This is a genomic window from Mesorhizobium newzealandense (assembly GCF_042682145.1).
Taxonomy (GTDB): Bacteria; Pseudomonadota; Alphaproteobacteria; order Rhizobiales; family Rhizobiaceae; genus Mesorhizobium; species Mesorhizobium newzealandense.
In genome coordinates this window covers 523,410-544,330 of record NZ_JBHUGZ010000030.1, presented here as the reverse complement: position 1 = coordinate 544,330, position 20,921 = coordinate 523,410, and the positions used below count along the sequence as shown (strand labels likewise).

Here is a 20,921-nt window from a genome sequence, read left to right as displayed (position 1 = left end):
CTGAGCCGGCGTTCACCATCTCATCACGGTCCGTCAAAATAAATTGAACCGACTGGTTCGATTGCTTTTGGGGATTCCAACCTGTCGCAGGTGGAGGCGGCGGTTGACGGTGTCCGTCGGTCCGCGCATTTGCCTTGCCGGTCGATCGATATTATCGCTTGTGCAGGATCATCAATCGGACGCGACCTCGCCGCGCCGGTCGAAGAACAGACGGAATTCGGATGACCTGCCTCCCAGGACAGCGATAGAAATGCGGCTGCTGCTCGTCGAAGACAATCGCGAACTTGCCGACTGGCTGGGCAAGACCTTGCGCCAGGCGAACTATGTCGTCGATATCGTCCATGACGGCGAGGATGTCGAGCACGCGCTGGCCGCCGGTGACCACGCGCTTGTCATCCTCGACCTGGCATTGCCCCGCATGGGCGGCCTGGAAGTGCTGCGCATGCTGCGAGCACGCGGCAACCCCGTACCGGTGATCGTATTGACCGCCAATGCCAGCCTCGACGGCCGGGTCAAGGGCCTCAATGAAGGCGCCGACGACTATCTGGCGAAGCCGTTCCAGATCGAGGAACTGGAGGCGCGCATCCGCGTGCAGCTACGTCGCGCCAACGACCGCACCGCGCCTGTCGTTGCTTGCGGCGATCTCGTCTTCGACACCAACACACGGCTGTTTTCGCTGGCCGGCGAAACGCTGGCGCTGACACCGCGCGAGCATGCCGTGCTTGAACAATTGATGGTCAAGGCCGGGCGCACGGTGAGCAAGGCGGCGCTGTCGGCGGCGATATATGATTTCGAGACCGATGCCGACCCCAGCGCCATCGAGATCTATGTGCATCGTCTGCGCAAGAAGCTCGAAGGATCGCGCGTCCAGATCGCCACCTTGCGTGGCCTCGGCTATCTCTTGCGTCATGAGGAGTAGCAGCCTCCGTTTGCAGTTGTTGGCCTGGGTGGTGTTGCCGCTCGCCGGGCTCGCCACGATCAATCTGTGGACCAGCCACCGCAGTGCGCTGGCGACCGCCGATCTGGTCACGGACCGGATGCTGCTCGGTTCGGCACGCGCGATTGCCGAACAGGTCGCCATAGTGGACGGCGTGCTCGATGCCACGGTGCCGCCGGCGGCGATCGAGATGTTCGATACCGGCGACCGCGACAGCGTCTACTATCGTGTTGAGACGGCCGGCGGGCGGCTGCTGACCGGCTATCCCGACCTGCCCGAGGATCCGAAGCACCCCAGCATGGAAGCGGCCTATCGCGACCACGTGCTGCGGCTGCTGACATTCAGTCATGCAGTGGTCGGCGCTGGCGCTGACTCGCCAATATCCGTCACCGTGGGCGTCACGCTGGCCGGACATGATGCGATGGTGAAACGGCTGTGGCTCAGCGCCTTTGCCCAGCAACTGGCGCTGGTGGCGATCGCCGGCATCTTCGTGCTGCTCGGCCTGCGTCGCGGCCTGGCACCGCTGATCCGGCTGCGCGACGCGGTGCAGTCGCCGAGCCGCAGTGACCTCGACCCCGTCGAAGTGCCAGGTGCGCAAAGCGAAATCCGGCCGCTGATCGATGCGCTGAATGGCTATATGGAGCGGGTGCGGGCGCAGATGGCTGCGCAGCGCCGCTTCATCGCCAATGCGGCGCATCAGTTGCGCACGCCATTGGCGTTGCTGTCGACACAGGCGAGCTACGCGCTGCGCGAAAGTGCCGCCGAGTCGCGCCAGGAAGCCCTGGTTGCGCTGCAGGCAAGCTCCGGCAGACTGGCGCGGCTGGCTGAACAGCTCCTGACCCTGTCGCGCGCCGAGCCGGGCAGCCGGCGGCCGCGCGCCGACCGCGTCGACCTCACCGAAGCCGCCCGGCACGTGCTGGAAACGCATGCGCCGACAGCAATCGATCGCAACATCGATCTCGGCCTCGAGGAGGCCGGACCTGTGCCGGTCATCGGCGACGGCACCATGCTACGCGAGATGATCGTCAACCTTGTCGACAACGCGCTGCGCTACTCCCTGGCCGGCGGCAGCGTCACAGTGAAGCTGGCGGCCGTCGACGGCGAGGCCGTACTGACGGTCGCCGATGACGGGCCCGGCATCCCAGTGGAAGAGCGAGACCATGTGTTCGAGCGCTTCTACCGCATTGCCGGCTCCACCGAGGACGGCAGCGGGCTTGGCCTCGCCATTGTGCGCGAGGTTGTCGAAAATGCCGGCGGCCGCGTCACCCTCGGGGATGGCGCGACCGGCGGCCTGGTGGTTGAGGTCAGGCTGCCTTTGGCCTGATCGCAGCAGATCAGACGCGGATCATGTCCCCTGCTCGCTGAACGGCGCCGGCCGCCATTTGACGACATAGTTCTCGAAGCGGGTGATGATGAACTCCACCACCAGCGCCATCACCGCCAGGATGATCATGGCGGCAAAGACGCCGTTGGCGTTGAAGGCGCCCTGCGCGGTCGAGATCAGCAGGCCCATGCCTTGCTTGGCGCCGAGGAATTCGCCAACCACCGCGCCGACCAGGGCAAAGCCGAAACTGACATGCAGGCTGGCCAGGATCCAGCTCATCGCCGAGGGAATGATGACGGTGCGGGTGATCTGGAACGGCGAGGCGCCAAGGATCTGGGCGTTGGCGATCATCGCCCTGTCAGCCTCGCGGACGCCCTGGAAGGCGTTGGCGAAGACGACGAAGAACACCATCACCACGGCCAGCGCCACCTTGGAGGCCATGCCGAGGCCGAGCGCGATGATGAACACCGAGCCGAGCACGACACGCGGCACCGAATTGGCGATCTTGATGTAGATCGAAAAGACATCGGCGAGCAGCCGGTTGCGGCCGAGGACGATGCCGGCGGCGATGCCGCCAACGGCGCCGATGACGAAGCCGAGAAAGGTTTCCTCCAGCGTGACGTAGATCTGCACCCAGAGCGGACCTTGCGATGTGCCTTCGGTGATCCACACCCAGATCTGCTGCCAGATGCCGGACGGACTGGCGAAGAAGAACGGGTCGATGATGTTGTAGTCGGCGCCGAGTTCCCACAGGCCAAGAAAGGCGACCAGGATAGCCAAGCGCAGGCCGATGACCAGCGCATGGCGGCGGCGCAGCCGTGCCCTGGCCCGGCCTTCGGCAACGGCGATGGAGGCGTCGCGGACGGCAGCCTGAGAGGTGGTGGCAGAGATGGCGGTCATGGCGGCGTCTCCTCTCAATGGCCGGTCTGCAAGGTGCGGCTCTGGCCGAGCTGCACTTCCTCGCGCAGGTCGTTCCAGATCACCTTGGCGATCTCGACGAATTTGGGGTCGTAGCGGATGTCGGCCATGACGCGCGGGCGCGGCAGGTCGATGCGGTAGACGCTCTTGACCGTTCCCGGTCCCGCCGTCAGCACATAGACCTTGTCGGCCAGCGCCACCGCCTCCTCGAGGTCATGGGTGACGAAGACGACAGAGGATTTCTGCTCCGACCACAGACCCAGCAGCTCGTCCTGCATGGCGGTGCGCGTCTGCATATCGAGCGCGCTGAATGGCTCGTCCATCAGCAGGATCTTGGGCTGGTTGATGAAGGTCTGGGCGAGCGCGACGCGCTTGCGCATGCCGCCCGAAAGCTGGTGCGGATAGTGCTTTTCGAAGCGGCCGAGGCCGACACGGGCGATCCAGTCGCGCGCCCGCTCATAGGCCTGCGCCTTGGGCGTGCCGCGATAGAGCGGGCCGGCAGCGACATTGTCGATGACGCTGCGCCACGGAAACAACGCGTCAGCCTGGAAGACAAAACCGATGTCGCGGCTGATGTCGGTGACCGGGTTGCCCATGACACGGACATTGCCGGTCGTCGGCCGCAGCAGGCCGGTGACGAGATTGAGCGTCGTCGACTTGCCGCAGCCGGTCGGCCCGACCACGCAGGCGAATTCGCCGCGCGCCACCGTCATGGTGAAATCGCGGATCGCCGTCATCATGTGGCCGTCCGGCGTGACGAAGCGCAGCGTCACGTCGTCGATGGCGATCGCCGCATCGGCTGGCAGCGCGGCCTGAGACAGCTTCTCGGCCGCCATGGGTTGCAGTTGCATGGCATACTCCTGTCGCTATGGGGCAAGGAGCCCCGCAACACTGCCGCGGGTCTCTCAAGTGTTTTGGGAACGGCCGCGCTGCTGCCGATTTGAATCAAGCGAACAGCGCAAGCCCTTGTTCTCTGGCGGGCGGTACGTGGCCCTTCAGCGTGCTGCTATTTGGCGGCGTCGACGAATTCCGTCGTGTAGGTCTTCGACAGATCGATCTGCTTGCCCTGCAGGCTCTTCGAAAATGTCGAGAGAACCTTGAGAACGGTCGGCGGGCCATCGGCCGGCATGCGGCCGTCGGGCGTGAACATCGCCTTGCCGCCGGCCAAACCCTGTACGTAGAGATCCCTGTTGCCGGCGTAATAGTCCTTCGGCATCTTGTCGGCGATCTCCTCGGCCGAATGGCTGGCGATGAACTTCATCGTCATGACGAAGGCATTGGCGAGCTTCTGCGCCTCGTCCTTGTGGCTTTCGAGCCAGCTCGATTGGACGTAGAAGGAGGCTGCCGGATAGGGCCCACCCAGCGCTTCCTTGGTCTTTTCAGGGGTACGCATGTCGACCAGGACGCTGGCCTCGCCGGTCTTCAGCAACTGCGCAATGGTCGGCTCGGTGGTCATGCCAGCCTGGATCTGGTCCTGCTTGATGGCGGCGATGAAGGTGTTGCCGGCGCCGACCGGCAGCAGTGTGTAGTCGCCGGGTTTCAGGCCGTTGCGCACGGCAAGGTATTGGGTGAGGAAATCGGTCGAGGAGCCGAGGCCGGTGACGCCAAGCGTGGCTCCCTTGAAGTCGGCCGGCGACTTGATCTCGGGGTGCTTGGCGGAGACCAGCTCGACCTCGCCCGGCGCCTGGCTGAACTGGACGATCGACTGGATGTACTTGCCCTTCGACTGCAGGTCGACGGTATGGTCGTAGAAGCCGACGACGCCCTGCACGGCGCCGGCCAGCAGTTCATTTTCGGCTTCGACGCCGGCGCGCGAATTGACCAGTTCGACATCGAGCCCCTGGTCCTTGAAGTAGCCGAGCTGCTGGGTGAGCATGGCCGGCAGGTAGATCTGCTTTTCCATGCCGCCGACGATGATGGTGATCTTGTCGGCCGCCGATGCCGCGCTCGCGCCCGTGGCGACGATGGCAAGGGTTAGCGCGCGCAAGGCGCACTTCGAGATGAAACCGGTCACGAAACTTCCTCCACTTGGGCGACGCGCCGTGAAGCTGCGCCGCATTCTCCTCCTCGCCGGCCGCTCAAGGACCGGTCATGCGGTGACACCGCGACCCTGTCATGGCACGCCCAAGCTTTCAGCTGGCTTTCAGCCGGCTGACGAAAAGGATCAGCCGCAATGCCGTACCGGGGCGCTCAGTCCCAGCACGTCGCGCATGTCATATTCACCGGGCGGGCGCGCCGCCACCCAGAGTGCGGCGGCGATGGCGCCACGGGCGAACATGATGCGGTCGCCGGCCGAATGCGACAGGGTCACGGTCTCGCCCTCGGCGCAAAAGCTGACGCTGTGCTCGCCGACGATGCTGCCACCACGCATCACCGCAAAGCCGATCTCGCCGGCCGGCCGCGCACCAACAACGCCATCGCGGACGCGCCTTGCGACCGTGTCCAGTTCCATATCGCGTCCGCCGGCTGCGGCCTGTCCCAGCATCAGTGCCGTCCCGGACGGCGCATCGATCTTGTGACGATGATGCGCCTCGACAATCTCGATATCCCAGTCGTCGGGATCGAGCGCTCGCGCCGCCTGCTCGACCAATCCGACCAGCATGTTGAGCCCGAGCGAAAAGCTGCCGGAGCGGACGATGGCGACGCTTTTCGCGGCATCTGCGATGGTCACCAACTCAGCGGAATCGAAGCCTGTCGAGCCGATGACAAGGGCGGGCCCGCCACGGTCGGCGCAAAACCTGGCCAGATCGGCCGAGGCAGCCGGCGTGGTGAAATCGATGACCACGTCGGCCATGGCAAGTGCCTCGTCACGGCTCACCAGCCCGTCGCCGACGATGCCCGGCCGGTGGAAACGGGCGGCAAGCGCCAGTCGGGCATCGGCCAGCACGGCGTCCGCCATCTGGCGGCCCATGCGGCCCTGTGCACCCGCGATGGCAATCCTGATTGGCGGTTGGGACATGGCGCTATCCCCGCGACTATTTCCACATGCCGCGCATGCGCGCGCCGATGTCGACGCGCACCTCCGGCCGGGGTGTCCTGCCCTGTGCCGCCTGCGCGGTCGGCCACGAAACCTGCTGGAAGGCAGCGAGGATCGAGGCCGGAATGAAGCGGGTGCGAGAGGCATAGAGGTGGCGGTCGCCGCGCGCCGCCTGGCCATGCGGAAAGAACCGCTGCGGCATGACCAGGTTGAGATTGTCCTTGGCCCGTGTCATCGCCACGTAGAGCAGCCGGCGTTCCTCCTCGATGTCCTCCTTGGTGCCGACGCCGAGATCGGCCGGGATGCAGCCGTCGACCGTGTTGAGCACGAACACATTCTTCCACTCCTGGCCCTTGGCCGAGTGGATGGTCGACAGGATCAGATAGTCCTCGTCGCGATGCGGCGGTCCGGCCTGGTCGCTGGTGGCGTCCGGCGGATCGAGCGTCAACTCGGTGAGGAAGCGTTCGCGCGAGGCATAGCCCGAGCCGATCTGTTCAAGCTGCAACAGGTCGGCCCGGCGCGTGATCGCATCCTCGTGGATGCGCTCCAGATGCGGCTCGTACCAGAGCCTGACCTGTTCGAGGTCGGCCGGCCATTTGGCGCCGGCCCGCAGGCCGGAATAGAGCGCGACGAAGCCCGGCCAGTCATCCGCCGCGCGTTGCGGCGGGCGCCAGCCGGCCAAGCCCATCGCCTCATCCAGCGCCGTCGTCATCGTCTCGACGATCTGCGCAGCGGCCGAAGGCCCGATGCCCGGCATCAGCTGCAGCACGCGGAAGCCGGCGACACGGTCGCGCGGGTTCTCGGCAAAGCGCAGCACCGCCAGCACATCCTTGACGTGGGCGGCATCGAGGAACTTCAGGCCGCCGAACTTGACGAAGGGAATGTTGCGCCGCGTCAGCTCGATCTCCAGCGGACCGCTGTGGTGCGAGGCGCGAAACAGCACCGCCTGCGATTTCAGCGCCGTGCCAGCTTCCCGTTCGGCCAAAATGGTGTCGCAGACGAAATTGGCCTGCTCGACCTCGTCGCGCACGCTCACCAGTCTTGGCTTGTCGGTTGATTTGCGCTCCGACCACAGGTTTTTGGTGAAGCGCTCCGAGGCCTCGCCGATCACCGCATTGGCGGCTGCCAGAATGGTCTCGGTCGAGCGGTAATTGCGCTCCAGCATCACCACATCGGCGGCCTGCGCGAACTGTTTTGGAAAATCGAGGATGTTGCGTACTTCGGCGGCGCGAAACGAATAGATCGACTGCGCATCGTCGCCCACCACGGTCAGCCCGGCGCCGTCGGGTTTGAGCGCCATCAGGATCGAGGCCTGCAGGCGATTGGTGTCCTGGTATTCATCGACCAGCACATGGTCGAAACGCCCACCCAGATGCGCCGCTATTTCAGGTTCGGCTGCCATCTGCGCCCAGTAGAGCAGCAGGTCGTCGTAATCGAGCACGTTCTGCGCCTGCTTGGCCTCAACATAACCAGCGAACAACTGCTTCAACTGCTCGGCCCAGCCGGCGCACCAGGGGAAGGCGGAGCCCAGCACTTCGTCCAGCGGCGCCTGCGCGTTGACGGCACGCGAATAAATGGCAAGGCAGGTGCCTTTGGTCGGAAAACGCGCTTCCGTCTTCGAGAAGCCGAGCTCATGCCGGACCAGATTCATCAGGTCGGCGGAATCCTCGCGGTCGTGAATGGTGAAGGCCGGGTCGAGGCCGATCTCCAGCGCATAGTCGCGCAGCAGCCGGGCACCGATGCCGTGAAAGGTGCCGGCCCAGGTCAGCGCATCGGTGATCACCGCGGCGTCGCGGCCGAGCACCTCGCCAGCGATGCGCTCGACGCGCCTGGCCATTTCGGACGCGGCGCGGCGCGAAAATGTCATCAGCAGGATGCGGCGCGGGTCGGCCCCCTTGACGATCAGATGGGCGACGCGGTGCGCCAGCGTGTTGGTCTTGCCGGAGCCGGCGCCAGCGATGACCAGCAGTGGCCCGGCGATCTGCCCGTCGCCATGCTCGACGGCCCGACGCTGGGCGTCGTTCAGCCGGGCGAGATAGGCAGGCTGGAGGGTCGGTTCCCGAAAGATCGAATCAGGGGTGGCGAGGTTCATCGCCCATCAAGCATCGTTTCTGCTTTGTTCGCAACGTCGATGCGAGGATGTCTTGGCGCGCGTGAGGAACACCCTAGCGTTGCGGGTCGATCCCCATCGCCACTGACTGCCGGCGCAAGGCCTCACGATCATATTGCGACGGCGGCACCAGCAGCGGGTCGATTGTATCGGGGACGTCCTCGACCATCTTCCTGGCGATGCGATAGGTGACATAGGCCAAAGCGCTGGCGACAAGCAGACGGAACATGGTTGCAATACTCCATTGGAGCAGGACCAACCGAGGAGACGGCATTTGGTTCCTTCCGCCGACTGTCTTGACAGCGCGGCAAAGAGATCGAGGGGCGACGATCGCTTCCGCTAACGCGCACATTTCTCCGGTATTTCGGTGATGCATTCCTCGAGACGCTGGAGGCGGAACTTCGCGTTGCGAAGTTCGTGTCCTGCCTCGTGCCGCTTATGGCGCCCCTGAGGTGACGTCGACATCAGATCGCGCTCCAGTTCGGCGATGCGCGCACGCACCTGCCGAGCCTCGTCCTGACGCAACGCCTTGATCCATCCACGCCCGCGCATCGATCTTCCTGCCAGCCACCCCAAAGGCATGCCAAACTTATGACCGAATGACGCTAATTTCCGGCAAGCCGAAATGCTCTAAATTTATTTTCGCTAATTTAGCATCAGCAGCAGGGAGGACTTTTGAGGAAGAAGGCCGGCGCCGCTTGGGAGGAAGAATGAAGCGCCGGCCAAGCGGATAATAGGTCCGCCGCAAAGCAGAGGCTAGCTGAGTCTTTCCCTCGCGTCATCGGGCGATTGTCTTCGTTAAAAGCGTACCGATTTACACGAGTTGCTGGTCGCCGGCCCGTTACGCGCGTGTCTTGATCATCATTCCGGCAATTTCCTTGAGGAGTTTTGCCGCCACGATGGCGGTCAGATTGGCGATGTCGCGAGGCGAGTTTAATTCAACGATATCAGCTGCCACGATCGGCTGGTTGACCGATTGAATCAGGTTGATGACCTGACGCGTGGTCAAACCACCGGGTTCGCGGTGCGAGACACCTGGCGCAAAAGCCGGGTCGAGCCCATCGAGGTCCATCGAGATATAGACCGGCGTGTTGAGATCGAGCTGGAGATTGTCGCTGAACCGCGCCGCCTCGATCACCTCGGCACCGAACCGCTTGAACTGGTCGCGATGATGATCGTTGACGGTCCGCAGGCCAACCTGGATGAGGCGATCGGCAAGCCGCTCTTCCATGATGCGGGCGAAGGGCGAGGTGTGGGAGCGCGGATTGCCCTGATAGGCATCATACATGTCGGGGTGCGCGTCGATGTGCAGAATGGTCAGGCTGGGATGCCGGCGGCGCACCGCGCGCAGTATGGGCCAGGAGATGGCGTGGTCGCCGCCGAGGCAGATCAGCGGATCGCCCGGCTCCAACGCTCGTCCAACCTCGCTTTCGATCAGGTCCCATGGATCGGTGGCGGCGTCGAAGCGGACGTCGCCATGATCGACAAGCCTGTCGGTCAGATCGAAACCGGTTTCGCTCCACATGCTGTAGGCATCGGAGAACAATTCGGGACGGATGTGGGCGGGCGCTTGCGCCGGGCCTTTAAAGAAGGACGAGTTGTCGTCATGGGGAATTCCCAGAAGTGAAATCCTGGTCATCAGCGTCCGATCTCCGGCAATGAGTCCAACAAGAATTGGGGAGTTCAACAAAGACTGGGAGAGATCAATAATCTCGGGAGCTGGCTGCCGATAGCGATGGTGTTTGGGCCAGCGGCGAGCGCAGCCTGGCAATCAAGCCGCGATCATCTTCCAGTTTCGCCGCTCAGTCGTTGCCTGACCACGGCGACATGAAAATTCGTGCCGAACAGCAGCCCGTCATCGTTGAAGTCGTAGCTGGAATTGTGCAGCGGCGCCGAGGTCTCGCCATTGCCGAGGAAGACGAAACAGCCCGGCACATGATCGAGGAAGCGGGCGAAATCCTCCGAGGCGGTCATCGGTTGGCGGGCGACGGCGATGTTGGCGGGCTCGAAAACGCTTCCGGCGGCGGCAAACGCCGCATCGACCAGTTCGGCATCATTGCGCAGCGGCACGAACTCGCGGCTGTAATTGACCTCGGCGCTGACATTGTAGGCGGCGGCGGTGCCCTCCGCGATGATGCACATCTGCCGCTCGATCTCGGCGCTGACCTCGGGGCGGAAGCTGCGCGCATCGCCGAGGATGCGGGCAAGACCGGGCAGCGCGTTGCGGGTGCCGTCGGTGATCAGCTCGGTCACCGAAACCACTGAGATGTCGGCCGGGCTCAACCGGCGTGAGACGATGGTTTGCAGATTGGTGACCAGCGCGCAGGCGGCGACCAGCGTTTCATTGCCCGAATGCGGGCGCGCGGCATGGCCGCCGAGCCCTTTCAGCACGATCTCGAAATTGTCCTCGGCCGACATGATCGGCCCGGCGCGTGTCTCGAAATGCCCGATGGGCAGGCCGGGCATGTTGTGCAGACCAAAGATCTCGTCGAAGGGGAAGCGCCGCATCAACCCATCGTCGAGCATGGAGAGTGCGCCCTTGCCCCATTCCTCGGCTGGCTGGAAGACGAAGCGAACGGTGCCGTCGAAACCGCCCTCACCGGCCAGCAGTTTTGCAGCACCGAGCAGCATCGCTGTGTGGCCGTCATGGCCGCAGGCATGCATGATGCCGGGATTGCCGGAACGGTAGGGCGCGGCTGACTGCTCGGTGATGCGCAGCGCATCCATGTCGGCCCTGAGCGCAATCGCCCGGTTGCCGCTGCCGCGCTTCAGCGTGCCGACTACGCCGGTGCCGCCGACACCTTCGGCGACATCGTCCAACCCGAATTCGCGCAGCTTGGCGGCGACGAAGGCCGCGGTGCGCTTTTCCTCGAAGCCGAACTCCGGATGCGCGTGCAAATCGCGCCGCCAGAAAATCATCTCCTGCTTCAGCGCGTCACGATCGAGTTCAGACATTTCTTCTGCCCCTCCTGACCTACTTTGCAAGCTCTGTGACCACATCAAGCAGGATGTTGGCGCCGGCAACAAGCTCGGCATCTTCAGTGTGTTCGCGCGGATTGTGACTGATGCCGCCGGCACTCGGCACGAAGATCATCGCTGCCGGCGCAATGCGCGCCATCATCTGTGCATCGTGGCCGGCGCCGGACGTCATGCGTTTGACGCCAAGGCCGTGGTTTTTCGCGGCGGCTTCGATCAGTTCGACAATGCGGATGTCGAAGATCACCGGCTCGAAGCGGGCCAGCCGCTCCACAGAGATCGCCACGTTCTCGGCGGCGGCAAGGTGCTCGAGATAGGCAGCAAGTGCGGCCTCCTCCGCCTGCAGGCGCTGCTCGTCGGGATCGCGCAGATCGACGGTGAAGATGGCTCGGGAGGGAATGACGTTGATGGCATTCGGCTCGAAGCGCATCGTACCGACGGTGGCGACCGTCGGCTTGTTTGAGGCTTTGGCCCTATCGTGCAGGAAGGTGATGACCCTGGCGGCAGCGTGGCCGGCGTCGCTGCGCATAGACATCGGCGTGGTGCCGGCATGGTTGGCGACGCCGTCGATGGTGATGCGTTGCCAGGAGATGCCTTGCAGATTTTCCACGGCGCCGATCGGTACGCCTTCGCGCTCCAGCACCGGCCCTTGCTCGATATGCAGTTCCAGATAGGCGTGCGGCTTGAGGAAGCCGGGCTCCTGGTCGCCGGCATAGCCGATGCGGGCAAGCTCCTGCCCGAGCACGCTGCCATCGGTGCCGACGGCCGCCAGCACCGTCTCGACGCCGATGCCGCCGGCATGGACCAGCGAGCCCATCATGTCGGGCGTATAGCGCACGCCCTCCTCGTTGGTGAAGGCAGCGACCGCGACCGGGCGCGATGGCGAAAAGCCTGATGCCTTGAGCGTCTCGATCACCTCCAGCCCGGCAAGCACGCCGTAGCAGCCATCATAGATGCCGGCATCGATGACGGTGTCGATGTGCGAGCCGATGAGCAGCGGCGCCTGCGCTGCATTGTCCGCGCTTTGCCAGATGCCGAAAATATTGCCGACCCGGTCGACGGCGATATCGAGGCCTGCCTGCCTGAGCCAGCCGACGAAGAGGTCGCGGCCCAGCCTGTCGGCATCGGAGGCGGCAAGGCGCACCAGCCTGCCCTCGCCGTCGCGACCGGCGGCACCGAGTTCGCGGATACGGCCAAGCAGGCGCTGCGCGTCGACCGCGATCACAAATTTGCTCCTGCAAGCATCTTGCCGGCCAGCACATCGGCCGGGCTCATGCCAACCAGTTCGGCATAACGATGCGGGTCGGTGGCGCCTTCGGTGTTGATCACCAGCACGCGGGATTTTCCGTCCGGTCCGAGATCGGCTTGGTTGTCAGCCACCGCCCGGATCAGCCCGGCAAGGCCGACGCCGCCGCTTTCGCCGGCGATGATCACCGGATCGCCGGCGGCCGGCCGCGCAAGCCGCCGCATCCCCGCGATGGCCTCGTCCTCATCCACTGTCATGAAGGCATCAGCGGCACGCGCCAGCACCCGCCAGGCGACCGGAGAGGCCTCGTAGCATTCGAGCATGGCCATCACGGTCGACTGGTCATGCGCGACCTTGACCGGGCGCCCGGCCTGGGCGGCTGCAAAAACGCAAGCGGCACGAGCCGGCTCGACCACGACAAAGGTCGGTCTGGCGTCACCGAGCACGATGGCCAGATGGCCTGCCACCGCGGCGGCAATGCCGCCGACACCGGCCTGCACGAAGACATGGGTCGGCGGCTCCCGGAGCTGGCGCAGCGCCTCGCGCACGATTGCCGTATAGCCCTGCATGACGAGGCCGGGAATGCGCTCATAGCCCGGCCACGAGGTGTCTGAGACCACGGTCCAGCCATTCTCATCCGAAACTTGAGCGGCTTGCCTGACCGAGTCGTCATAATTGCCGTCGACGCGGATCATCTCGGCGCCATAGCGAGCGATGGCGGCGACACGCTCTTCGCTGACGCCGGCGTGAACGAAGATCGCCGCACGCGCACCGACGAGTTGCGCACCTTGCGCGACCGAGCGGCCGTGGTTGCCGTCGGTCGCACAGGCAACAGTCATCGTCGCAGCGATCGCCCGCACATCCGGCTGGTGGAGATCGGCCACATCGACAGGCCGGCCAAGCGACCGGCTTGCCTCTTCCAGCACCAGACGGAAGACAGCATAGGCACCGCCAAGCGCCTTGAAGCTGCCGAGGCCGAGGCGAAACCCCTCATCCTTGACATGCAACGCACCGAGGCCGAGTTCGGCAGCGAGCGCCGGCAGCGTATGCAATGGCGTTTCCCGGTGATTGTCGCGACGGGCAAGGAAACGCTCGACCGTATCGGAACCGGCAATTCCAAGCGTTTCGGCATCGGCCTGGTCGAGCGGCTGGCGGTGCAAGACGTTGTGATTGAGCAGGAACACTGGCGGCCCTCCTTGGCGTCCAGCGAGAACATATTGCAGGACCGATGCAAAGAGCGCTGTAATATGGCCTTTGAATTGCAAGTTTGTTTCGTCAGGGACATGTCTATTGCCTGAATCGCTGCCTCCACTCGACAGTTTCGATCTCGCCATCCTTGCCATCCTGCAGCGGGACAACGCGACGCCGCAGCGGCTGATCGGCGAAGCGGTGAACCTGTCGGCGCCGGCGGTGCAGCGCCGCATCAAGCGCATGGAACAGAGCGGCGTCATTGCCGGCAATGTCGCCATCGTCGAGCCGGCGGCGGTCGGCCAACCCATCACCATCTTCGTCGAGGTGGAGCTCGAGAGCGAACGCGCCGAGCTCATCGACGCGGCCAAGCGGCAGTTCTCGGCCGCGCCGGAAGTGCAGCAATGCTACTACGTCACCGGCGAGGCCGACTTCATTCTGGTCATCACCGTGGCCGACATGGGTGCTTACGAGGCGCTGACGCGAAAACTGTTCTTCGACAGCAACAATGTGCGGAAGTTCCGCACCTTCGTTGCCATGGATCGCGTCAAGGTCGGGCTGACGGTGCCCTTGCCAGGATGAGAATTGCCGCCCTCGCCTGACCGCCATGTTTCTGACATTCTCGGCGTCACGAATTCGGCGGCGGAGGCGCGGTTGGACGACATCACTTCAGTTGCAATCATCGGTGCCGGGCCGGCAGGCCTGGCGATTGCTGCATGCCTGCGACAGACAGGTGTCGACTTCGTCATCCTCGAAAAAGAGGAGCAGACCGCACCGGCCTGGCGACGCCACTATGAGCGCGTCCACCTGCACACGACCAAACGCTATTCCTCGCTGCCCTTCGTACCCTTTCCCAAGAATTATCCGCGCTACGTGCCGCGCGATCTCTTCGCCGACTATCTCGATGCCTACGCGCAACGCTTCGATCTGCGGCCCCGATTTGGAGAGACGGTGCGGGCGATTTCCCGGCAAGGCAGAAGCTGGCATGTCGAAGCGACATCCGGCATCGTGCATGCCTCCCACGTGGTGATCGCATCGGGTAACAACGCCGAGCCACTGATGCCCGGATTTGCCGGCGCCGATGCCTTCAGGGGTATGAGGCTGCATAGCGCCGACTATCTCAACGCCACGCCTTTTGCCGGCCAATCGGTGCTGATCATCGGTATGGGCAACACCGGCGCCGAGATTGCGCTCGATCTGGTGGAAGGCGGCGCGCGACCAACGATTTCGGTGCGCGGCGGCGTTCATATCGTGCCGCGCGAGTTGCTTGGCGTGCCCATCCAGATGATCGGCATGGCGGCGCGCCTGATGCCGCAACGCATCAATGATGCGTTATTCCCTCTCATTCTCGATCTGGCGCTCGGCCGACTGGAGAAATATGGGCTCAAGCGGCCGAGCCAAGGGATGTTGCAGCAGATCGCCGTGGCGGCGCGCATCCCGGTGATCGATGTCGGCACGGTCAGCAAGATCCGCGAAGGCGCGATCAAGGTCGCACCCGACATTGCCGAGATCACCGAACAAGGCGCCCGTTTTGCCGACGGCAAGCAGGGCGAGTTCGATGCGATTATCTTCGCCACGGGCTTCCGGCCGGGCTTTGCCAGATTGCTGGAGCCCGACGTCCAGCCGAGCCGCAGCGGCGTCAATGCGCGGGCTTCGGAGCTCGGCCTTTATCTCATCGGCTTTCACAATCCGGTCACCGGATTGCTGCGCGAAATCTCGATCGAGGCAGAGCAGATCGCTGATGACATCCGCCTGCGGCGAGACCGAAAAAAGGCGGCCGAAATACTGCCGGTATGATTTGGCGCCAGATGAGCGGAGTTCTCTTCAGCCTCAACTTGCCGCGCGCAGCCACACCTTGTTGTCGTGGAAGGCAGCGCCGCCATAGGGTGCGGGCGCATCGGCGCCGGTCAGCACGTTGATGCCTTCGCCGCGCTCATGCGCGCTGTTTGGCCAGATGCCTTCGGCGATGACGACGCCGCGCTTGATGCCGTTGAACAGTTTTGCGTGCAGCACGACTTCGCCGCGCTCGTTGCCGACCTCGACGCGGTCGCCGTCGGCGAGCCCATGAGCTGCCGCATCGTCGGGATGCAGAAGCAGTTCCGGCCGCACTTCCCTGGCCTTCGACACCGGTGTTTCCGAAAATGTCGAGTTGAGAAAGTTGCGCGCCGGCGATGTCGTCAGCCGGAACGGATGCGCCTCATCGGCGACCTCGATCAGATCGACATGGTCGGGGAATTCCGGCAGCCGCTCCACCGGGCCGAACAGGCCCATGCTCTTCGGCGGCCGGTTGGGGGCCGCCTGCCCGGTCCAGTCGGCGCGGAAGCGGAATTTCCCGTCCGCATGGCCAAATCCCTTGATGAAATGCGCGGTGTCGAAATCCGGCTGCAGGTCGACCCACTTGTCTTCCTTCAAGCTGTCGAAACTGCCCAGCCCGCGCTTGCCAAGGATGATGTCGATATGCTGTTGCTCGGTCATGCCGAAGCCCGGACGGTCGGCGACGCCGAGGCGCTGCGCCAGTTCCTCGATGACGAAATGGTTGGTGCGTGGCCCTTCCGGCGGGTCGATCAGCTTGGGGCCGAGCGTGATGTGCTGGTTGCCGCCGCCCTTGTAGATGTCGTCGTGCTCGAGGAACATCGTCGCCGGCAGCACGACATCGGCGAGTTTTGCGGTGTCGGTCATAAACTGCTCGTGCACGCAGGTGAACAGGTCGTCGCGCAGAAAACCCTGCTTCACCAGCCGCTGTTCGGGCGCGACATTGGCCGGATTGGTGTTCTGGATCAGCATCGCCGTCACCGGCGGGCCGCCATAGAGCGCATCCTTCGCCCCGGTCAGCACCGGGCCGATGCGCGAATGGTCGAGGTAGCGGATACTGGGATCGCGCATCTTCGTGCCTTCCAGCACATCCTGGTTGAGCTTGAAGATGCCGGAATTGGAGTGGAAGGCGCCGCCGCCCTCATATTGCCAGCAGCCGGTGACCGCGGCGATGGAGGCGGCCGCGTGCATGTTGACCGAGCCGTTGCGCTGGCGCGCAAAGCCATAACCGAGACGGAAATAGGTCTTCTTCGTCGTGCCGACGAGGCGGGCGAAGGTCTCGATCTCGGCAACCGTCAAACCGGTAATGGCCGCTGCCCATTCCGGTGTGCGAGTCCTCAGATGCTCTTCCAGCCCCTTGGGATCGTCGGTGTACTTTTCGAGATAGGTGCGGTCGGCCATGCCTTCCCTGAAGAGCACATGCATGACCGCGCAAGCCAGCGCGCCGTCGGTGCCCGGCTTCAGCACCAGGGCGAGATCGGCCTGCTTCATCGTCGCGTTCTCATAGACGTCGATGACGACGATCCTGGCGCCGCGCGTCTTGCGCGCCTTGATCGCGTGGGTCATGACGTTGACTTGGGTGACCACCGCATTGGTGCCCCAGATCACCACGCAGTCGGATTTCGCCATCTCGCGCGGATCGGGCCCGCGCAAGGCGCCGGCTCCCATCATCCAGCCGGTCCAGGCCAGATTGGTGCAGATCGAACCGAAAAAGCCGGAGTATTTCTTGGCGTGGCGCAGCCGGTCGATGCCGTCGCGCTGCACCAATCCCATCGTGCCGGCATAGTAGTACGGCCAGACCGTCTCCGAACCGTATTTCTCCTCGGCCGCGATGAATTTTTCGGCGACGAGGTCGAGTGCGGCCTCCCAGCTCGCGTCCTTCCAGACGCCGTCGCCCTTGGCGCCGGCCCGGATAAGCGGTTTCAGCAAACGGTCGGGATGATGGACACGGTCGGCATAGCGGGCGACCTTGGCGCAGATGACGCCTGCCGTATAGCTGTTGGCCTTGGCGCCATGGACGCGGCCGATACGGTTGCCATCAAGCAGCTCGACCTCGAGCGCGCAGGTCGACGGGCAATCATGCGGACAGGCCGAATGGCCGATTCTGAGCTTGGCGTGCTGGTTCATGGCACCTGTCTAACGGCTTTCAGGCGCGGCGTGTAGGGCCAGCTCTTACCCTCCCCTTGATGGGGAGGGTCGGCGCGCAGCGCCGGGGTGGGGTGAACCGTCTCGCTGCCCCACCCCGCTCCGCTTCGCGGATCGACCCTCCCCACAAAGGGAGGTGTGCCGTCGCCGCAGGGCCTCATCGCCGGTCGAAGCTGACGTTCTTGTGGAGCGCGTTGTAGGCACCACATTTCGGGCAGTGCATGTGCCGCTCGACATGATCCTTACCCGCCTTGGTGTCGAAGACGTCCAAATCTGCCTCGCCGCATTCAGAGCATTTGACGCTTGTCTTGGGGTCGTTCGCTAGAAGGCCTCCTTGATCCACAACTCCTTGGACATCAGTTGCCCCTCCAGACACTATTCTTTGCGCAGCGTTTCGCCCAAGCTGCCGAGGGCAACAAATCTCATGGCAATCTCATCAAAGAACAGGCGGTGATAGCGCTCAAACTGCTTGTTGTCTCGATTGTAGGGCTCCTGGACGCGAAGCTCGAAGTCAGCCTGGAACATGTGGTCCGCAAGCAAGTAGTTCGTCCCGTGATCGGTGCCGATCTCAATCAGTCTCAGAATCTGCAGTGCTCTTTCGGCCGCAACTGGATCGAATTGTCGTTGGTGAAGGCCGAGGAAAAAGCCATCCTCGCGCGTAAACTCGTCCATGAAATCATCGGCTGCCGCCATCGGGACTCCTCCGTTACCTGAGGAATGAGATTAGCGGGGTGTGAGGGCTGCGTGTAGGGGCAGATGGGCGAGGCCCAACAACCCCCGCTGTGCTATTCGTCCGAAAGGCCGATCAAGCCCAAGAATTCGTCAAAGTCCAGTGCAATGGGCCAAACGCTTTCGATCAGATCACTATTTGTGATGTCGAAAGCAACGAGCGGATAAGGCCCGGCGGTGCGTAGATCGAACGCGATCGCCTCGCCGCCCCCGTTGCTGCCGATGACGAAAAAACCCGGAAAGAACTCCTTGAAGGTCCCCTGCTGTTCTGTTTCGATCACCTCTTCCGCGGCATCCAAGGCCAGCCATAGCGGCTGGGTTGGCAATGGGCCTTCTCCACCGTTGGTGAGAGAGAGAAGGGCAAAATAGCTTTCAGGCAGGACAACAGGCGCAACATCTCTGAGTTTCTGGATCGCCTCGTCTGATGCTCCACCGTTCTTGCGCCACTCCCGACCTTCAAGCATCTCATCACCCCTTCAGCACCTCACTCCGCGAAGCACCCCTCATCTGTCGCCTGCGACGACACCTTCTCCCACAGGGGGAGAAGGCAAGAACTGCGCACCCTACTCCGCCGTGCCTTCCTCGTATTCGGCCGACATGGTCAGCCATTTTTCCTCGTGGCCAGCCAGCGTCTGGGCCAGTTGTGAGCGCTCCTTGGCCAATCGGGTGGCCGTCGAGGGATCCTTCTCGTAGACGGCCGGATTGGACAGCTCGTCCTCGATGCCGTCGATGCGCTTGCGGATGCGGTCCATCAGCGCTTCGGTGGCGCGGATTTCCTTGGCCAGCGGCTCGAAGGCAGCGCGGCGCGCTGCCGCATCGCGACGGCGGTCGGCCTTTGACGCCTTGTCCGCCTCGCGCTTGCCGCGGCGGTCGCCCGACACACCGGTGACCAGCGTCTTGTAGTCTTCGAGGTCGCCGTCATACGGGTTGACGGCGCCGTCCTTGACCAGCCACAGCCGGTCGGCGGTCGCCTCCAGCAGATGGCGATCGTGCGAGATCAGGATCACCGCACCGGGAAATTCGTTCAGCGCATGGATCAGCGATTCGCGGCTGTCGATGTCGAGATGGTTGGTCGGTTCGTCGAGGATGAACAGGTTCGGTCCCTCGAAGGCCGACAGGCCCATCAACAGCCGTGCCTTCTCGCCGCCGGACAGATCCTTGGCGGCGGTGTTCATCTTCTCGGTGGTGAGGCCGAACTGGGCGACGCGGCCGCGCACTTTCGATTCCGGCGCCTCCGGCATCAGCCGGCGCACATGCTCGTAGGCATTTTCCTCAGGCCTGAGATCGTCGAGCTGGTGCTGGGCGAAGATCGCCACCTTCAGCCCGGGCGCCACCGTCATCGTGCCGCTCTCCTGCTTCAGCCGGCCGGACAGCAATTTGGCGAAGGTCGACTTGCCGTTGCCGTTGGCGCCAAGCAGCGCGATGCGGTCGTCGGCGTCGATGCGCAGCGTCATCTTCTTCAGGATCGGCTGCCCCTCGGTGTAGCCGACATTGACGTTGTTCAGCGCCACGATCGGCGAGGCCACCGTCTTGACCGGTTCCGGGAAGGAGAATGGCCGCACCGTATCGTTCACGATCGCGGCGATCGGCTTCATCCTCTCCAGCGCCTTGATCCGCGACTGCGCCTGTCTCGCCTTGGAGGCCTTGGCGCGGAAGCGCTCGACGAAGGATTCCATATGCTTGCGGGCGGCTTCCTGCTTGACCCGGCCCTTCTCCTGCAGTTCCTTCTGCTCGGTGTACTGGCGCTCGAACTGGTCGTAGCCGCCACGCCAGAAGGTCAGCTTCTTCTGGTCGAGATGAACGATCGAATTGACGGCGCGGTTGAGCAGGTCGCGATCGTGCGAGATCAGAAGCACGGTGTGCGGATATTTCGACACATAGTTTTCCAGCCACAGCGTGCCTTCGAGGTCGAGATAATTGGTCGGCTCGTCGAGCAGCAAAAGGTCGGGCTCGGCAAACAGCACCGCCGCAAGCGCCACCCGCATGCGCCAGCCGCCGGAGAAGGACGAGGCCGGGCGGCGCTGCGCGGCATCATCGAAGCCGAGACCTGCAAGAATGGTGGCCGCGCGAGACTCGGCTGAGTGCGCGTCGATGTCGGCCAGCCGCATGTGGATGTCGGCGATGCGGTGCGGGTCCGTTGCGGTCTTTTCCTCTTCGAGCAGTGCCGTCCGCTCGAGATCGGCTTTGAGCACGATCTCGATCAGCGGATCCTCGGTGCCTGGCGCTTCCTGCGCCACCTGGCCGATGCGCGTGTTCTTGGGCAGGCTGATCGAGCCGGTCTCGGAAGCCAGGTCACCGGTGATGGCCTTGAACAGCGTCGTCTTGCCGGTGCCATTGCGGCCGACAAGACCGGCCTTGGTGCCAGCCGGCAAGGTCAGCGAGGCGTGGTCGAGAAGCAGGCGTCCGGCCATGCGGAGCGAAAGGTCGTTGATGATCAGCATGGCCGCGCTTTTGCACCGGACATCAACGCTTCGCAAGACCTTGCGGGCCTGTTGGCCGCACAAGGCCTGAAAACGACGCCCGCGAGGGCGCCGTCAAAGCAGCCGATCAGCGGCTGGC

Annotated in this window: 19 protein-coding genes; 4 read left to right on the top strand and 15 right to left on the bottom strand. The window is 63.9% G+C overall.

The features are described 5' to 3' along the window. Window positions 1-250 precede the first annotated feature (250 nt). A complete protein-coding gene (locus ACFSOZ_RS36660; RefSeq protein ID WP_379106404.1) occupies window positions 251-919 on the top strand; it encodes a response regulator in 669 nt (222 codons plus the stop codon). Next, complete coding sequence (locus ACFSOZ_RS36655) at window positions 909-2,261, top strand: sensor histidine kinase (RefSeq protein ID WP_379106402.1); 1,353 nt, start codon at window positions 909-911, stop codon at window positions 2,259-2,261. The genes ACFSOZ_RS36660 and ACFSOZ_RS36655 overlap by 11 nt, the downstream gene beginning before the upstream one ends. A 21-nt stretch (window positions 2,262-2,282) precedes the next feature. Here ACFSOZ_RS36655 and ACFSOZ_RS36650 read toward each other — a convergent pair whose 3' ends face one another. The 11 genes from ACFSOZ_RS36650 to ACFSOZ_RS36600 all read right to left on the bottom strand — a co-directional run bounded on the left by ACFSOZ_RS36650 (window position 2,283) and on the right by ACFSOZ_RS36600 (window position 13,672). After that, window positions 2,283-3,161: an ABC transporter permease gene (locus tag ACFSOZ_RS36650; RefSeq protein WP_379106400.1), complete on the bottom strand. Its 879-nt coding sequence runs from the start codon at window positions 3,159-3,161 to the stop codon at window positions 2,283-2,285. 14 nt (window positions 3,162-3,175) lie between these two features. Continuing rightward, window positions 3,176-4,030, bottom strand: coding sequence for an ABC transporter ATP-binding protein (locus ACFSOZ_RS36645; protein WP_379106398.1), 855 nt, complete (start codon window positions 4,028-4,030; stop codon window positions 3,176-3,178). Between the two features lie 155 nt (window positions 4,031-4,185). Continuing rightward, window positions 4,186-5,193: an ABC transporter substrate-binding protein gene (locus ACFSOZ_RS36640; protein ID WP_379106396.1), complete on the bottom strand. Its 1,008-nt coding sequence runs from the start codon at window positions 5,191-5,193 to the stop codon at window positions 4,186-4,188. A 150-nt stretch (window positions 5,194-5,343) separates the two neighbouring features. Beyond that, a complete protein-coding gene (gene dapB / locus ACFSOZ_RS36635) occupies window positions 5,344-6,138 on the bottom strand; it encodes a 4-hydroxy-tetrahydrodipicolinate reductase (RefSeq protein ID WP_379106394.1) in 795 nt (264 codons plus the stop codon). A gap of 16 nt (window positions 6,139-6,154) precedes the next feature. After that, window positions 6,155-8,248, bottom strand: coding sequence for an ATP-dependent helicase (locus ACFSOZ_RS36630; RefSeq protein WP_379106391.1), 2,094 nt, complete (start codon window positions 8,246-8,248; stop codon window positions 6,155-6,157). A 73-nt stretch (window positions 8,249-8,321) separates the two neighbouring features. Then, on the bottom strand, window positions 8,322-8,495 hold the full coding sequence (locus ACFSOZ_RS36625; protein ID WP_379106389.1) for a hypothetical protein: 174 nt from the start codon (window positions 8,493-8,495) through the stop codon (window positions 8,322-8,324). 110 nt (window positions 8,496-8,605) lie between these two features. Continuing rightward, window positions 8,606-8,818, bottom strand: a complete 213-nt coding sequence (locus ACFSOZ_RS36620; protein WP_379106387.1) for a hypothetical protein — start codon at window positions 8,816-8,818, stop codon at window positions 8,606-8,608. Between the two features lie 289 nt (window positions 8,819-9,107). Continuing rightward, the gene (locus tag ACFSOZ_RS36615; RefSeq protein WP_379106385.1) at window positions 9,108-9,905 is read right to left on the bottom strand and encodes an agmatinase family protein; all 798 of its coding nucleotides are present in this window, start codon (window positions 9,903-9,905) and stop codon (window positions 9,108-9,110) included. A gap of 143 nt (window positions 9,906-10,048) precedes the next feature. After that, complete coding sequence (locus ACFSOZ_RS36610; protein WP_379106383.1) at window positions 10,049-11,221, bottom strand: M20 aminoacylase family protein; 1,173 nt, start codon at window positions 11,219-11,221, stop codon at window positions 10,049-10,051. 19 nt (window positions 11,222-11,240) lie between these two features. Next, the gene (locus ACFSOZ_RS36605; protein WP_379106381.1) at window positions 11,241-12,467 is read right to left on the bottom strand and encodes a Zn-dependent hydrolase; all 1,227 of its coding nucleotides are present in this window, start codon (window positions 12,465-12,467) and stop codon (window positions 11,241-11,243) included. Further along, window positions 12,464-13,672 (bottom strand): diaminopropionate ammonia-lyase, encoded by a 1,209-nt coding sequence (locus tag ACFSOZ_RS36600; protein ID WP_379106379.1) that lies wholly within the window; start codon window positions 13,670-13,672, stop codon window positions 12,464-12,466. Before ACFSOZ_RS36600 ends, ACFSOZ_RS36605 begins: the two co-directional genes overlap by 4 nt. Before the next feature lie 106 nt (window positions 13,673-13,778). Here ACFSOZ_RS36600 and ACFSOZ_RS36595 point away from each other — a divergent pair, with 106 nt between their 5' ends. Both ACFSOZ_RS36595 and ACFSOZ_RS36590 read left to right on the top strand, forming a co-directional pair. Next, window positions 13,779-14,258, top strand: coding sequence for an Lrp/AsnC family transcriptional regulator (locus ACFSOZ_RS36595; protein ID WP_379106377.1), 480 nt, complete (start codon window positions 13,779-13,781; stop codon window positions 14,256-14,258). 3 nt (window positions 14,259-14,261) lie between these two features. Beyond that, window positions 14,262-15,473, top strand: a complete 1,212-nt coding sequence (locus tag ACFSOZ_RS36590) for a flavin-containing monooxygenase (RefSeq protein WP_379106375.1) — start codon at window positions 14,262-14,264, stop codon at window positions 15,471-15,473. A gap of 33 nt (window positions 15,474-15,506) precedes the next feature. Here the strand turns inward: ACFSOZ_RS36590 and ACFSOZ_RS36585 are convergent, their stop codons facing one another. The 4 genes from ACFSOZ_RS36585 to ACFSOZ_RS36570 all read right to left on the bottom strand — a co-directional run bounded on the left by ACFSOZ_RS36585 (window position 15,507) and on the right by ACFSOZ_RS36570 (window position 20,803). Next, the gene (locus tag ACFSOZ_RS36585) at window positions 15,507-17,615 is read right to left on the bottom strand and encodes a molybdopterin-containing oxidoreductase family protein (protein WP_379106373.1); all 2,109 of its coding nucleotides are present in this window, start codon (window positions 17,613-17,615) and stop codon (window positions 15,507-15,509) included. A 393-nt stretch (window positions 17,616-18,008) separates the two neighbouring features. Continuing rightward, window positions 18,009-18,326 carry a hypothetical protein gene (locus tag ACFSOZ_RS36580; protein ID WP_379106371.1) on the bottom strand — a complete coding sequence of 106 codons (318 nt, stop codon included), beginning with the start codon at window positions 18,324-18,326 and terminating at the stop codon, window positions 18,009-18,011. Window positions 18,327-18,418: 92 nt separating this feature from the next. Next, window positions 18,419-18,826, bottom strand: coding sequence for an SMI1/KNR4 family protein (locus ACFSOZ_RS36575; RefSeq protein ID WP_379106370.1), 408 nt, complete (start codon window positions 18,824-18,826; stop codon window positions 18,419-18,421). Window positions 18,827-18,925: 99 nt separating this feature from the next. Beyond that, window positions 18,926-20,803 (bottom strand): ABC-F family ATP-binding cassette domain-containing protein, encoded by a 1,878-nt coding sequence (locus tag ACFSOZ_RS36570; protein WP_379106368.1) that lies wholly within the window; start codon window positions 20,801-20,803, stop codon window positions 18,926-18,928. Between the last annotated feature and the right edge of the window lie 118 nt (window positions 20,804-20,921).